The organism is Corynebacterium sp. HMSC074C05 (assembly GCF_001838325.1).
In the GTDB taxonomy this organism is placed as follows: Bacteria; Actinomycetota; Actinomycetes; order Mycobacteriales; family Mycobacteriaceae; genus Corynebacterium; species Corynebacterium amycolatum.
The window spans coordinates 74,013-88,148 of sequence record NZ_KV836295.1; the positions used below are offsets into that span (position 1 = coordinate 74,013).

12 protein-coding genes are annotated in these 14,136 nt (G+C 58.8%); 8 read left to right on the forward strand and 4 right to left on the reverse strand.

Going from position 1 to position 14,136, the window contains the following annotated elements:
- Window positions 1-10 precede the first annotated feature (10 nt).
- The 5 genes from HMPREF3042_RS08495 to HMPREF3042_RS08515 all read left to right on the forward strand — a co-directional run bounded on the left by HMPREF3042_RS08495 (window position 11) and on the right by HMPREF3042_RS08515 (window position 4,436).
- Window positions 11-1,360 (forward strand): polysaccharide biosynthesis protein, encoded by a 1,350-nt coding sequence (locus HMPREF3042_RS08495; protein ID WP_070856797.1) that lies wholly within the window; start codon window positions 11-13, stop codon window positions 1,358-1,360.
- Between the two features lie 74 nt (window positions 1,361-1,434).
- Window positions 1,435-2,256 carry a glycosyltransferase gene (locus HMPREF3042_RS08500; RefSeq protein ID WP_070856798.1) on the forward strand — a complete coding sequence of 274 codons (822 nt, stop codon included), beginning with the start codon at window positions 1,435-1,437 and terminating at the stop codon, window positions 2,254-2,256.
- 23 nt (window positions 2,257-2,279) lie between these two features.
- Window positions 2,280-2,972: a glycosyltransferase family 2 protein gene (locus HMPREF3042_RS08505; RefSeq protein ID WP_038629309.1), complete on the forward strand. Its 693-nt coding sequence runs from the start codon at window positions 2,280-2,282 to the stop codon at window positions 2,970-2,972.
- Window positions 2,969-3,391 carry a DUF2304 domain-containing protein gene (locus tag HMPREF3042_RS08510; RefSeq protein WP_038627495.1) on the forward strand — a complete coding sequence of 141 codons (423 nt, stop codon included), beginning with the start codon at window positions 2,969-2,971 and terminating at the stop codon, window positions 3,389-3,391. The genes HMPREF3042_RS08505 and HMPREF3042_RS08510 overlap by 4 nt, the downstream gene beginning before the upstream one ends.
- Before the next feature lie 49 nt (window positions 3,392-3,440).
- A complete protein-coding gene (locus HMPREF3042_RS08515; RefSeq protein WP_070856799.1) occupies window positions 3,441-4,436 on the forward strand; it encodes a DsbA family protein in 996 nt (331 codons plus the stop codon).
- A 61-nt stretch (window positions 4,437-4,497) separates the two neighbouring features.
- Here the strand turns inward: HMPREF3042_RS08515 and HMPREF3042_RS08520 are convergent, their stop codons facing one another.
- Window positions 4,498-5,463 carry a GDP-mannose 4,6-dehydratase gene (locus HMPREF3042_RS08520; RefSeq protein ID WP_038629306.1) on the reverse strand — a complete coding sequence of 322 codons (966 nt, stop codon included), beginning with the start codon at window positions 5,461-5,463 and terminating at the stop codon, window positions 4,498-4,500.
- 129 nt (window positions 5,464-5,592) lie between these two features.
- Window positions 5,593-6,882, reverse strand: a complete 1,290-nt coding sequence (locus HMPREF3042_RS08525) for an MFS transporter (protein WP_070856800.1) — start codon at window positions 6,880-6,882, stop codon at window positions 5,593-5,595.
- A gap of 750 nt (window positions 6,883-7,632) precedes the next feature.
- On the opposite strand from HMPREF3042_RS08525, the gene HMPREF3042_RS08530 reads away from it, so the two are divergent.
- Complete coding sequence (locus HMPREF3042_RS08530; protein ID WP_070856801.1) at window positions 7,633-8,976, forward strand: MFS transporter; 1,344 nt, start codon at window positions 7,633-7,635, stop codon at window positions 8,974-8,976.
- Between the two features lie 214 nt (window positions 8,977-9,190).
- Window positions 9,191-11,242, forward strand: a complete 2,052-nt coding sequence (locus HMPREF3042_RS08535) for an acyl-CoA dehydrogenase family protein (protein WP_070856802.1) — start codon at window positions 9,191-9,193, stop codon at window positions 11,240-11,242.
- A gap of 81 nt (window positions 11,243-11,323) precedes the next feature.
- Here HMPREF3042_RS08535 and HMPREF3042_RS08540 read toward each other — a convergent pair whose 3' ends face one another.
- Both HMPREF3042_RS08540 and HMPREF3042_RS08545 read right to left on the reverse strand, forming a co-directional pair.
- Complete coding sequence (locus HMPREF3042_RS08540; protein WP_016421946.1) at window positions 11,324-12,295, reverse strand: N-acetylmuramoyl-L-alanine amidase; 972 nt, start codon at window positions 12,293-12,295, stop codon at window positions 11,324-11,326.
- A gap of 161 nt (window positions 12,296-12,456) precedes the next feature.
- A complete protein-coding gene (locus HMPREF3042_RS08545) occupies window positions 12,457-13,056 on the reverse strand; it encodes a TetR/AcrR family transcriptional regulator (RefSeq protein ID WP_048732292.1) in 600 nt (199 codons plus the stop codon).
- Window positions 13,057-13,187: 131 nt separating this feature from the next.
- On the opposite strand from HMPREF3042_RS08545, the gene HMPREF3042_RS08550 reads away from it, so the two are divergent.
- Window positions 13,188-14,099, forward strand: a complete 912-nt coding sequence (locus HMPREF3042_RS08550; protein WP_241482050.1) for an SNG1 family protein — start codon at window positions 13,188-13,190, stop codon at window positions 14,097-14,099.
- Window positions 14,100-14,136: the final 37 nt, after the last annotated feature.

The window sequence follows — 14,136 nt, forward strand, 5'->3', positions numbered from 1 at the left end:
AGGCCTGTCAATGTCCGGTTTCAAATGGTTGTCGCTGGCCACGATTGTCGCCGCGATAGGCAGCTTCGCGGTGCTGATTATCTCGGCCCGCGCACTTCCCAATGCAGTAAATCTGCAGTTTGTGGCGTTCTGGGGGCTTTTCTTCGCGCTCACGGGTGTTCTCGGCGGGCTGATGCAGGAGACCACGCGCGCAATCGGTGCTGCGGAATCACGGGAGCGGGAGCAAGATCAGGGGCGGGAGCGGGAAGCCTCGGAAGCGGGTCAAACTCTCGGCGCTCGTCCCATCACAGTTTCCCTGGGCGTCGCCGCAGTTACTTTCATCACCATGGCAGTGACGGGTCCGCTGTGGGCCCCACTGGTCGTGCAGGATGATGCCGGCACTGCAATTCTGCTCATGGCCTCTGGCCTTGCTCTGTACTCCATGCAGGCCACCACCTCGGGTCTGCTCAGCGGCCGCCAGCTGTGGGGCCCCTACGCCGCCCTAATCATGATCGACATTCTCGTGCGCGTAGCACTGGCACTCGTCGCCTGGTACTTCGGCTGGGGCCTGCTGGCCTGGCTGATTATCACGGTGTTCGGGACAGTCAGTTGGCTTATTCTCGCGCTGTTTTCCTCGGCAACTCGCTCGGTCATGTTCGCGCGTGCCGACGTCCCGGTGCGCCGCTTCATCACTCTCATGGTCACGGCCATGGGCGCATCTGGCGCATCTGCTGTGCTGGTCACAGGTTTTCCGACAATCGTCAAGATTGCCGGCGAAGCGGTCACCACTGGCGCCGGGATAGCCGAGTCACTTACCCCTCCGCATGCCAACAACTTCACCGCAGCGGTGACCATTGCGGGAATCGCCTACGCCGTAACGCTGACCCGCGCTCCGCTGCTCATGCCCTTGGAGAAGTTCCAAAACGCCATCATTGTGAGCTTTGTCCGGCATCGCTCCGAGGGTGTACTGGCAGCGCTGGCCAAGCCGTTGGGAGCGTTGGCTGCTTTCGGCACCTTCGGGGCGGGCCTGGCATGGCTCATCGGCCCGTGGATCATGACTCTCATCCTGGACGACAGCTATCACGTGTCCGGGCCGGTGCTCGCGGCGCTGACGCTCGGTGCGACGTTGACCGCCATGTTGATGATTACCGGCTCGGTCACCTTGGCAGTGGAAAAGCACCATATGTATCTGATCGGTTGGATGGCTGCGACCACGATCGCCGTTGCCATTCTTTTCCTCCCTGGGCACCTGTCGGTACGCACGGTCGCGGCTATCGCCGTAGGCTCTGCAGTAGGTGTTGCCATTCACCTGCTTGCGCTGCGCACACTTTCCCCACGTGCTGCCAGGTCAGCCGTATCGGAGGCTTTTGCGGTGGAATAACACCACCCGCATCCGATGCCGTCCCAAGAAGCACCGTCCATATCCCCCTGCAACTCCCAAGGTTCGAGACTCACATGTCCACCATCACTAACCTCACGGTTCTCATGACCGTCTACCACCGCGTCGTCCCCGACCAGCTCGATGCTGCGCTGCAGTCGCTGTGGAACCAGACGCGTCCGGCCGCGCACGTCATTGTGGTCATCGATGGCCCGATTGGGCAGGAACTCGACCGGGTCGTCGTCAAGCATGAACAGGCGCATTCGGAGATGACAGTGCTGCGGTGTGCGGAAAATGGTGGCTCGGGAGTGGCTTCGCAGGCGGGTCTTCAGCTGGTGGAGACCCCATGGGTGGCGCGGCTGGATGCGGACGATATTGCGCGTGCGGACCGATTTGAAAAGCAGTGGGGCACGCTGGCCGCTGACCCGGAGTTGGATGTATTGGGCAGTGCAATGGCGGAGTTCGAGGGCACGCCGAACAATGTGGTGCGCGTGCGGACTCTGCCGCAGACGCACGCCGAGATTGCGGGTTATATCAAGATCAATTCGCCTGTAAATAACCCCTCCTCGATGCTGCGCACGGCGAAAGTGCGTGAGGTCGGCGGATATCGCGACATCCGTCTGATGGAGGACTATGACCTTTGGGTGCGCCTCATGGCCGCCGGCGCGAAGTTTAAGAATCTGCCCGAGCCGCTGGTGTACTTCCGCGCCGACGGCATGTTCGAGCGACGAACCTCGCGCGGCATCATCCGCAGTGAACGCCAGCTCCAGCGCACGCTGGTAGCTGAAGGACTGATTTCCCGGCCGCGGGCGGTATTTAACTTGGCGGTGCGGACACTTTTCCGACTTTTGCCAACTCAGCTCATGTCACGCGCATATCGACGATTGTTTGTGCGGTAGGCTTCGGAGCGATGACTGACAACATGGATTTCTCGGACACCTGGCTGATTGTGCCGTGCTACAACGAGGGCCAGGTTATTCGTGAGGTTCTCGAGCACGCTCGCGAGACCTTCCCCAACATTGTCGCGGTCAACGACGGCTCTTCGGATAACTCCAGCCTGGAGATCCACAGGGCCGGCGCTCACCTGGTCAACCACCCTGTCAATTTGGGTCAAGGTGCCGCTATCCAGACCGGCGTGGAATACGCTCGCGCGCAGGCTGGATCGAAGTACTTTGTCACCTTCGACGCCGATGGCCAGCACCAGGTCAAGGACGTCGTCGCTATGGTGCAGCGACTGCGCACCGAACCAATCGACATCATTGTGGGAACCCGTTTCGGCCGCCCTCGCGCCGAGGATGACCAGGTGCCGCTGATTAAGCGAATTGTCCTCAAGACGGTAGTCATGTTGTCACCACGCACGCGCCGACTCGGGCTTACCGATGCTCATAACGGCCTGCGCGCCTTCAACCGCACGGTGGCAGAGCAACTGAACCTGCGCATGAACGGCATGAGCCATGCCTCCGAATTTGTCGAGGTCATGGACAGCAGAGGTTGGCGTACCGCTGAGCAGCCGGTGGATATCCTCTACACGGAATACTCCATGTCCAAAGGACAATCCTTGTTCAACGGTGTCAATATCCTTGCCGACTCCCTGATTTCGAAGAGGCTGCCATGACCGCATCCATCGTTCAAATTATTTTGCTGCTGGCGATGGTGGGCCTGGTGGCTTACTTCGTCGCTAACCGTCGTAAAGCGCGCGCCAAGGCGGGCGTGAAACTGGGATTCGTCGTTTTCGTCATCGCGTGCCTGTGGGCAATCGTGCGTCCCGACGATCTGACCGTGGTGGCCAACTGGATTGGTGTGAACCGAGGCACCGATTTGCTGCTCTACGTACTGGTGTTGGCGTTCGTGTTTACCACGGTGTCGTCCTACATCCGCTTCCGCGAACAGGAGCTGCGCTACGCACGACTGGCTCGTGCAGTGGCCTTGAAGACCGCTGTGCGTCCGGAAGAAGAAATTGTGATTTCGGGCAGCCAGAACAGCAGCCAAAAAGACAGCGCGACAAACGTCGAGAACAACGCTCCGTCCGACTAATCGGCACGCTAAGCGCATGTGAATCTGAGGCTGTGGTTCCATAGAAGCCATGAGCGAAGAAAATAAGAACAACATCGCCGCTGACAACAGCAGCGATTCGCAGCAGCCCTCGGCAGACGCAGCGCCGCAGGGGACACAGCAGGAACCCCAGCAGGCTTCTCAGCCGGTACCCACTGAGCAGGACTTGGAGTCCTGGTCTGCCGACAGTGATGGAAAAACCAAGTCGTGGTACTCGATTCCGAACGCCGCATGGGCGCTAGCTGTCGTAGCATTGATCGTTGTCGGCGCAGCGGGCTTCTTCGCTGGCTCGCGTTCGGCTAGCTTCAACGGCGTGAGCACCGTCAACATGGCGGGCGTTGCACCAGGCAAGGGGGAAATTGCGCCTGTACCTGGCCCGAATGGCTCTTTCGACGCCAGCATCTACGGCCCAAAGGCGGGAGCGCAGCTAAAGTCCCCGGAGGATATGGACAATGTCCACCGCCGCAATGAAAATGATCCTTTTGCTCTCGGTGCAGTGGATGCGCCGGTCGTAATCTCGATCTACTCGGACTTCGAATGCCCGTTCTGCGCGAAGTTCACAAACGAAACCGAGCCTGCCCTCGTGGAAAAGTACGTCAATGAGGGACTGGTCCGCCTGGAGTGGAACGACATGGCCATCAATGGCGAGAAGGCCATCAAGGACGCTGAGGCCGGCCGTGCCGCGGCAGCTCAGGGCAAGTTCTGGGAATTCTCCCGTGCGCTGTTTAAGAAGGCCGGCGAGAAGGGCCAGGGCCACCCGGAGTTCACTGAAAAGGAACTGATTGCCGTCGCTCGTGAGGCCGGTGTGCCGGACATGAAGCGCTTTGAAAAGGAGCTTAAGGACGGCAAGTGGACCGAGGCGGTCGAGAATGCCACCCAGTTCGGTTCCATGCTGGGCATTTCCGGTATTCCAGGCTTCCTCGTTGGTACTCAGTTCGTCTCGGGCGCACAGCCTGTCGATGTGTTCGAGGACAATATCGAGCTGGCTCTCATCCACGCCAAGCGCACGGAGGAAGCTGGCAAGTAACCTGGCTGACTCGCTGCTAACTTACGCGGGCGAGTGCACGAAGCCACCCGCGCAAGTTGCGCTAGCCCTGATTCCGGAAGTACTCCACAGTACGGGCAACGCCCTCCTGAATACTCATAGCTGGCTCCCAGCCGAGTACCTCACGCGCCCGCGTGGGATCCAACGCCGACCGCGCCACATCACCAGTGCGCGGCGGTGCAAACTCTGGATTATCCTCGGCATCCGCAGCCTGCGCCACCAACGAGTGCAGCTGCCGATCCGAGGTTTCTACGCCGGTGCCAATATTAAAGCGCATTCCACCACCGACCTCGCCGGATGCGCGGTAGAAAGCATCCACCACATCGTCGACATAGACATAGTCGCGGGTATTTCCTCCGTCACCGAATACCTTGGTTGGCTCTCCCGCCAGCAGTCGCTGAGCGAAAATAGCCACCACACCGGCCTCGCCGTGCGGATCCTGCCGCGGGCCGTACACATTCGCCGGCGCGATGTGCGAGCATTCGAGCCCGTAAAGATTGCGGAACATATTCAAGTACAGTTCGCCCGTTGCCTTTGAGGCGGCATAGGGGCTCATCGGATTGACCGGCACATTTTCCGTCACCGGAAGCTCCTCCGGCGTGCCGTAGATGGAACCGCCCGACGATGTAAACACAACCTTGCGGACACCGTGCTTTCGGGCCGCATCGGCAAGTTTGATTGTGCCAATGATGTTCAGCGTCGCATCTCGCACCGGGTCGGCCACGGAAATCCGCACATCAATCTGCGCTGCGAGGTGGAAAATAACCTCCGGGCCGCTTTGCTCGAGCAGCTCGTCCCAGTCCACCTCCAGCACATCGGCGGTTATGAACTCAAAATCGTCGTTAAGCGATGCCTGCTGGAGGTTTTCCAGCTTTCCGTGGGAGAGATCGTCCAGCGCCGTGACCGCGTACCCTTCAGCCAGTAGCCGGTCAACCAGCGTCGAACCGATAAATCCCGCACCACCCGTCACCAGCGCGCGCGGTTTCGCGCTTGCCGACGATTCTGTCATCGCGGTGGCCGGTGATTCGTTCTTGTGCTTCTCCATAGGAAGAACTATAGGCGCTTAGTAAGGAGAACCGCTTATACGTGTGCCAACCTCACATTGACGGGGTTGATTAGTCTCCCGAGGAATGCGAGATTACTCAGCGCGCTGTGGCAGGTTGACAGTGGAATTGAAGAAAATAACCAAGCCCATCAGGATGGCGATGACCATACCGCCACCGAGCATGACCGGGTAGGTCATCCAGGAGATGGACTCGGAGAGCTTGGTCAGAATTGCCGGGAATGCGAAGCCGACGTAGGTCAGGCAGTAGAAGATACCGGTCAGACCAGCCATATCGCGTGGGCCAGCGATGCGCTGTACCTCGTTGAGGCCGGTAAACATGGACAGACCGTAGCCGGCGCCCAACACCAGCGCTGCAATGAACGCCGTCACTGCGGTGGGGTTGGCGGACATCCATGCGGCCATTCCCATGCCGATAACCACGATGCCAATTGCGATTAGCGAACCGCGGGCGTTGTGCTCGGTCACAAAGCGTGGACCAATCTGCTGAATACCGAAACCGCAGAGTAGCGCGAACAGTGTGACCATCGCGGAGTAGAACACTGGCTGGGAGACGTGGTCCTGCAGCAACGACGGAATGATTGCGTAGGCAACACCGGCTGCACCGAAGACCCACGGCGCTCCCATCGCGGCGACGAGCAGGAAGCGACGGTTAGTTACCGAAGGGGTACGCAGGGACTCCCAGACGCTTTCGTGCGGGGCGTTGCTGCCGCCCAGGTGCGGAGACTGGCGGGTCTCCGGCACAGCCAATAGACCGAAGATTGTCGGGATAGAAATCAGGATGTGGATGATATAAGCCAGCTGCCCCGGCAGCGGTGCGAACTGCGCTAGCGTGCCGGCAATTCCCGCACCCAGACCAAAGCCCAAGGTCAGAGCCATGGACTGACGCTTCGCGCCCGAGGTTGACTTGGCCTTGGGGTCAAAGCGCGGATCGGAGAGCTCCTTTACCCACGAGCCGCCCACGGCCATGACAATGCCGACTGCCAAGCCAGAGATAAAGCGACCAGTGAGGATAAGCGGGGCGGTAGTCTCGCCCAACGCAATAAGAGTCGACCCCAGAATCGAGAGAACCGGCGCGGCGAGCATCACCGGCTTACGGCCGATACGGTCCGAGATTGGGCCAGAAATCAGCAGTGCCGGCGCGATGCCGAGGGCGTAGACCAGCAATAGAAGGTCAATGAACACCGGCGCCAGGTCGGCATTTTCGCGGTACATCACCATCAGCGGCGTGAATTCGTTGCCACCCCACGCGACGGCGAAAACTGCAATTGCGGCGAGCAACCACAACGGCGTGCCCTTATTGGATTTGGCCCTGCCGTGAGGTACCTCATTTTCATTGCCGTTAGTTCCTGCGTGAGAAGACATGTCGTTTACTTTACGACGGTCCCCAGCGCCTTACGCGCAATGGTGGAAATTGAGTTACGGGGGCTAACCACAAAAGATGTGTCGGGGTGGTTTCGGCGCTTGGCGCTACCACCGCCCCAAAATGCCCCTGAAACCTGGGGCCCACACCCCCGTCTCGGGGTGACTTGTTGCCAACCTTGTTTCCCTGCCCCATCCGGGGGCAGTGCCCTTTTCGACACTACATCGTTATTGTTCCGTTACTTCTTCTGTATCTTGAGCCACTTTTGCCACACCATTCGCACAACTTCTGAATATATAATTACAAATTAGTTCAATGTGGGGGTAGTCGAACAGCCATAAAACGCAGATTTCCCCTATTTAAGACAATCTCACACATAGACGGCCACTAGGTCGCGCAAATTGAGCCAGAAACAACCCGTCGTTAAGTAGCGCCCAACGCACCCCCTTTACACACCCCCGAATCCGCCTTTTTCAGACATGTGTATAAATAAATCGGTCACAAACAAAGGAACTCTACCGCCATTCACCAACCCCCATTACCCCCGTTGTTCACTTTTTGTCACCGCTCGCTGAAGTTCAAACGCTGGTCGCTACCGGTCTGGCTGTGTAAGAATTCGACACCGTCAAACATTCTGTCCTTTCCCCAAGCGCTGGCTGAGAAAAACCTGGGGCGATTTCTGCGCGACCGCTGAGATCACCAAGGTCCTCGATGGCCGTGCGGACGGGTATGTAAAGAAAGTCTTGTTTTTTATGACTACTTCGATCATCGCGAATGATCCCAAGCAGCGCCGTCAGGTGCTCACGGGAACTCTCGTGGGTACGACCATCGAGTTTTATGACTTCCTGATTTACGCTCAGGCCGCAGCTATCGTGCTTGCTCCGCACTTCATCGAGCCTGCTGCACAGTCGAATCCACAGGTGGCCCAGGTCCTCGCTTGGGCAACCCTGGGTATTTCCTTCCTCTTCCGCCCGCTTGGCGCGATCGTCGCTGGCCATATCGGTGACCGTTACGGCCGCAAGATGATTCTGGTCTTCACCCTCATCGGTATGGGTGCAGCTACTTTCTGCATCGGTCTGCTGCCGACCTATGAGTCAATCGGCATCGCAGCACCTATCCTGCTAGTTCTGCTCCGTATCTTCCAGGGACTTTCCGCGGGTGGCGAATGGGGCGGCGCAGCCCTGATGTCCGTGGAGTACGCACCGAAGGAAAAGCGCGGTCTCTACGGCGCATTCCCGCAGGCCGGTGTTCCGCTGGGTCTGACCCTGGCTACTGGCACCATGCTGATTGTTATGGCAATCGTCGGCGAGGAAGCCTACATGGACTGGGGCTGGCGTGTGCCGTTCCTGCTGTCCTTCATCCTGGTTCTGATTGGTTACATGATTCGCCGCAGCGTCGACGAGTCCCCGGTCTTCCAGGCTATGCAGGCCGAGTCTGCTGAGCGCTCCGCTCCGCTGCCAGAGCTCTTCCGCAACCACTGGGGCAAGGTCATCCAGGGTGCCCTGATCTTCGCTGCTCAGCAGGCTACCGGTTACCTCGTGATTGCATTCTTCGGCGCTTACGCACAGAAGACACTGGGCTACCCGGCAACCGTTGCATGGACCGGTACTCTCGTCGCCGGTATCTGCTGGACCATCTTCATGTTCCTTGCTGGCGCTTGGTCCGACCGTATCGGCCGCGCTAAGACCTTCATCATCGGCTACGTCGTGATTATGATTTGGGAGGCCGTCATGTGGAACCTCCTGGATAAGGGTCCGTTCCTGTACATCATGACCGTCGCAGTTCTCACCCTGCCACTGGCCCTGACCTTCGGTCCGCAGCCGGCCATGTACTCCGAGATGTTCCCGGCGGAGGTCCGCTACTCCGGCGCTTCCATCGCTTACGCCATCGGCGCCGTCCTCGGTGGCGCATTCGCTCCGATGATTGCCCAGATGATTATGGACGCCACCGGCAACCCGTTCTACATCTCCGTCTACCTGATGGCCATGGCTATCCCGGCACTGATTGCCCTGTTCCTGCTGCCGAAGGGTCTCGAAGACCGAGACCTGATCGAGCACCCGGAAACTAACCTCGACGAAGTTAAGTCGCGCGTCTAGTTCCCACAGCTAAGGAATCTGCCCCACCGAGGGTTGATTACGTAAGCCGTCGTCAAGCATTGCACAACACAGCATTTGCTTGACGACGGCTTTTGCGTTTCCACCTTCTTTTTCTCCCGGTAACCCGTTTTCTCTTTCCTCGGTCCCGATTTCCTCATGAGTTTCTCCGTCGAAAGCGACTGCCAAGCCCCAGATATCCCATTAACGTTGGGTTATGGCACAGAATTCTTCCAGCTCCACGCGAATCCCCCGCCGGCGCTCGACCGACGCTCCGAAGACACTCCCCTCCCGTCCGGAACCGGAAGTGGCACGCGCACTGCAAAAGGTCCTGGACGGCTATTTCCCCGAGGCGCGCGCTGATGTCCGCGCCCTTTTAGAAGACCCCACCCTGCGGCCCACCTCTGGGCTGACCGTGGAGGAGGCCAGGCAGCACACCACCGAGGCGTTGTCCAAGGTGCTTAAGACCGGCATGCCCTATGGTGCTTTCCGCACTGACCAGGGAGGCACAGGAGATACCGGCGGGACACTCTCCGGGATTGAAATGCTCGGCCACACCGACTTGTCGTTGATGGTGAAGTCCGGAGTGCAGTGGGGCCTTTTCGGCGGCGCTGTCAGCAATCTGGGGACTGAGCGTCACAGCGAGTTGGTGCGTGACCTCATTGAGCTGCGGGCTCTCGGCTGCTTTGCGATGACCGAACGCGGCCACGGCTCGGACGTGCAATCACTCGAAACCACGGCACATTACGACCCCGAGACGGAAGAATTCATCCTCAATTCGCCGACAGCTTCCTCTGAGAAATGGTTTTTGGGCAACGCCGCGCGCGATGGGCGCTGGGCTGCGGTTTTTTGCCAGCTCTACACACCAGGACAAGAAGAATCCCATGGTGTGCACTGCATTGTTGCCCGGATCCGCAATGATGACGGTTCGCCTGTCGACGGGGTTGCGATTGGCGACCACGGCACCAAGGGTGGCCTCTTGGGCGTGGACAACGGCACTCTCATGTTCGATCATTACCGCGTGCCGCGGGAGAACCTGCTTAACCGTTTTGCAGATGTCTCGACCACTGGCGAGTACAGCAGCGATATTGACAGCCCCAATGCACGGTTTTTCACGATGCTCGGTGCCCTCGTGCGCGGCCGCGTGACAGTCGGTGCGGCCGCTGGTGCGGCAACCCGCACCGCACTGACCATCGGCACCAAGTACGCACACTTGCGGCGCCAATTTGCTCCCGACGATTCGCTGCCGGAAAAGAAACTCATTGAGCACCGCCAGCACCGAATCCGACTACTCCCCCGCATTGCGCGTTCGTACGGTCTGCAATTTGCCACCAACCTGCTGATCAAGCGGATTCACGACCTCGAAGCGGAAGGGCTGGACCGTGCGAATCTAACCCCGGAGCAGGCTCGCGATCTACGTGAAGCGGAGGCACATGCCGCCGCATTGAAGGTCGCCAACACCGCGCATGCCACCGATGCCATCCAGGAGATGCGTGAGGCCACCGGTGGAGCTGGCTACATGGCGGAGAACCTGTTGACCATTCTCAAAGAGGACTCTGACGTATTCACTACCTTTGAGGGCGACAACGTGGTGATGTTGCAGCTGGTCACCAAGGAACTTTTGGGTGGTTTTGCCCGGGAGGTACAGAGTTTTTCCAACCTGGAAATGGTGCGCTTCGGCCTCGACAATTTCAGTGGCATTTTGCGCCGTCGCACCGGTGCGGACGCCGTCGTTCAGAACCTCTTGGATGCGCTGACTGACGCTGATGAGTCCTCGCTCTTTGACCCCGCCAGCCAGATGCAATTGCTCATCGAGCGCGAGAATCGACTTCTCAAGTCCCTTGCTCGCAGGCTGCGCCCGGCGCGGAAACTGCCTGTGGAAAAGGCCGCGAAGCTGGTGGACAAGGTCCAGGACCACATGATTTCCTGCGCGTGGGCGCATATCGATCGCATGATTTTGGAAGCGTTCTTTGAAGCTGAATCCACACTCACAGATGAGCGCTCTCAAGAGGTGCTCGAGCAGGTTCGCGATGTGTTCTTCCTGTCGGTGGTCTGCGATAACGCCGGCTGGTTCTTGGAGCAGTCACTGCTCACCGGTACTCGCACCAAGGGCGCGCGGGCGGGCTTGGCCGATCTTGTTGATTCCCTTGGCCCCTGGTCTGAGGTGCTTGTCGACGCCTTCGGTGTCCCCAGCACCATGCTGGATATCCCCATGATGGAGCCTTACGACGCGATGACACCGAAAGCTAAGGCAAACCCGGCTAGTTAGCGTGTTGGCCGGTTGGCCGCTGTGGTGGCTGCTGTGGCGGTGACTGGTGTGAGGTAGCTACGGCCTGGATGCGCAGGTTGGCTACTGCGCCAAGAAACCTTCCAACCCAGCCACAGTGGCCTCTGCCAAGCGCTGACGGCCTTCGTTGGAGGTCAAGAGGGCAATGTCGCTGCTATCACGCATGTTGCCGTATTCGACCAGTGCCTTTGGTTTCGTCGATAGGTTGAGTCCGGTGAGGTCAGCGCGCGGATTCAGCCCCTGGCTACCGAGGTAGTTGGATGGAGCAAAACCGGCTGCGACAAAAGCATCGCGCAGCGCGGTTGCCAGCGCGGTAGATCCCTGCTCGTCATTATTGGCGAGCGGCTGCGAAATCGCAGACACATGGAATCCGCGGTTGCCCTCTCCAGCACCATCTGCGTGAAGGCTCACCACGGCATCGGCGTTGGAGGCATTTTCCTTCTCTGCACGGGCATCGATGCAATCTGCACGACCGGTGTCATCGACGCGGCTGAGCAGCACCTGAGCACCGCGCTGTTCGAGCAGCTGCTTAATTTCCTGCGCCATCAGCCAATTGAACTCATGCTCCGGGAAGCCGTCATTGGAAGCGGTACCGGAGGTATTACATGGCTTCTGGCCACCGCGGCCGTCAGTGACCATCATGTCCGCTGGTGGTGGGGTGCCGGCGTGTCCCGGGTCGAGGTAGATGACCTTGCCGGCTACAGCGCTGGAGCCGTCGGCACGCGAAGTAGCGCGATTAGCTTGCTGTTGTTGTGCATCGCCAGAAGCGACTGCGTCGGGGTTAGCAGAATCAGACATTGCAGACTCCTCATTCGGCGGAGTGGGGTTCGGCATCTGCATAGCCTCTTCTTCAGCTGCCAACGACGTTTGCGTTTCTGTCGACGCAGCTTGCTGAGCGCTTCCTGCTTTGGAAGCCTCCGTGTCGATGGTGCAAGCTACAAGACCGGCTGGCAAAATTGCCGCAGCCACCAAAGCCACAGCTAGTCGTCTTGCTGATCGCTGCACTGCTAGTCCCTGGTGTCCGGGCTGCCGCATAGTGCGTTCTCCTAGTTTCCGCGTACCTGCTATGTGCTGAGTAACAGTAGCAAACACTCGATTGAGAGTCGCCGGCTCCGAGATTTCCTCCCCCTTCGTTTCGGGGAATCACCGCACGTCGGGACGTGTGCAGGATTTTTCAGGACTTATCACCGAGGGGTTTAGTGATTCCCCTTCGCCTGTGCTGCCAAACCCGTAAGCATTAAGTCCACAAGCTTTTCTTGCACACCGGGAAAGTACTGCTCGACCGCTGCAGAGTTAGGAAGGGGACGCGACACCACAGCGAGCCCAAGGTGGAAATCAAGCGGTGCAACGTCCTCCGGGCATAGCCCAGCTGCTTTTGCCTTATCCAGCAGTCGCGTATAGCTCTGACGCAACTCCGTCATTCGCTTTTCGATAATGCCATCAATCTTTTTCGCCTCGCTCCCCAAACTGGTATTGAGATCGCTGAATAATGCCTGGGCAAGTGCCGCAACACTTAATTTCGCGATCGCGTGGACTGCTTCGTGCCAAGCGCCGTCCGGATCGTCGTCAAACTGAGCTACGGCTGCCTCAGTAACCCTGTCGATATCAGCTGCAACACGAGCACTGACTGCGCCGAGAAGCTCAATCCTGCTGGGAAAGTGCCTGCTTGCCGTAGCTAAACCGACACCGGCCTCCCTGGCAATCGCACGCATGGATACACCGGCTCCTTGCTCTATCAAGAGTTTTCGCGCTGCTTCCACGATGGCATCACTGTTCATCACTGCATCTTGTCTCACACTTGCATCCTAACAAACGGAACACTATGCTCCACTTTGTAAGTGAAACACTCTGCTCCAGTTAGGAGATAGGCCATGTCAACAGCTACGACTGAGACGAAAAAGCCTCACCCGCCCCCAAAGCAGTAGCCGTGATCTTCGGTATTCCGCTCGTCATCGGGCTCATGCTCTTCGCGTTCCTGGCACCGACATTTGCCTCCGGCCCGAACGATGTCCCCATTGCGCTGACTGCCCCCGCCCCAATATCCGAACAAATCACCCAAGCCATCGAACACAAAGCTGGCGACGATGCTCCTGATATCCAGGTGATGGACACCCCTGACGCCGTACGCGAGTCAATCCTCAATCGCGAAACTGTTGGCGGCATCGTCATCTCCCCGACGGGCGCTACCGCCTACACCGCTTCAGGCAACGGCGCACCTTACTCGCAGCTTATCGACGGCATTGCGACGACCCTCGAGTCTCAAAACATCCCTGTAGAGCGGGAGGATTTGGCTCCAACCACACAGGATGACCCACAAGCTTCCGGTGTCGCGCTCCTCGGCTTGCCGCTGGCTTTCGGCGGTATCATCTCGGCAGTTATAGCCACCTTCCTCTTCCGAGGTAAGAAGTGGACGAAATTGGGTGTCCTCGCTGGCATCGCAGTCTTCGGAGCCCTCGTGGCAACGTGGATGCTCCACTCTGTCTACGGCACGCTTTCGGGCAGCTTCGGCATGGAATGGCTGGCTATTTCTCTGGGAATCCTGGCTACCTCAATGCTTACCGCCGGGCTTGCGGCCATTATTGGCACTCCCGGTGTGGGCATCGGCGCCATTTTGACGATTTTCTTGGCGAACCCGCTCTCTGGACTGTCCACCGGCCCCTGGCTGCTTCCGGCCGGTTGGTCCACCCTTGGCCAGTGGATGCCCATTGGGGCGACTGGCTACCTAGTCAGGTCACTGTCATTTTTCGATGGCAACGGTGCTGGGGCAGCGTGGTGGGTTCTCATCGTCTGGGTTGCCGCTGGATTCGCTCTCCTCATGTTTGACCGATCCAAAAAATAAAAAACGGGACCCTTTTTAAAGGATCCCGTTTCAAACC

What these genes read in the sequence shown, in the direction of transcription:
- HMPREF3042_RS08525 (WP_070856800.1), bottom strand. Translation starts at nt 6,882, where the DNA reads ATGTCTTCTCACGCAGGAACTAACGGCAATGAAAATGAGGTACCTCAC.
- HMPREF3042_RS08505 (WP_038629309.1), top strand. Translation starts at nt 2,280, where the DNA reads ATGGATTTCTCGGACACCTGGCTGATTGTGCCGTGCTACAACGAGGGC.
- HMPREF3042_RS08510 (WP_038627495.1), top strand. Translation starts at nt 2,969, where the DNA reads ATGACCGCATCCATCGTTCAAATTATTTTGCTGCTGGCGATGGTGGGC.
- HMPREF3042_RS08530 (WP_070856801.1), top strand. Translation starts at nt 7,633, where the DNA reads ATGACTACTTCGATCATCGCGAATGATCCCAAGCAGCGCCGTCAGGTG.
- HMPREF3042_RS08540 (WP_016421946.1), bottom strand. Translation starts at nt 12,295, where the DNA reads ATGCGGCAGCCCGGACACCAGGGACTAGCAGTGCAGCGATCAGCAAGA.
- HMPREF3042_RS08495 (WP_070856797.1), top strand. Translation starts at nt 11, where the DNA reads ATGTCCGGTTTCAAATGGTTGTCGCTGGCCACGATTGTCGCCGCGATA.
- HMPREF3042_RS08515 (WP_070856799.1), top strand. Translation starts at nt 3,441, where the DNA reads ATGAGCGAAGAAAATAAGAACAACATCGCCGCTGACAACAGCAGCGAT.
- HMPREF3042_RS08500 (WP_070856798.1), top strand. Translation starts at nt 1,435, where the DNA reads ATGTCCACCATCACTAACCTCACGGTTCTCATGACCGTCTACCACCGC.
- HMPREF3042_RS08520 (WP_038629306.1), bottom strand. Translation starts at nt 5,463, where the DNA reads ATGACAGAATCGTCGGCAAGCGCGAAACCGCGCGCGCTGGTGACGGGT.
- HMPREF3042_RS08535 (WP_070856802.1), top strand. Translation starts at nt 9,191, where the DNA reads ATGGCACAGAATTCTTCCAGCTCCACGCGAATCCCCCGCCGGCGCTCG.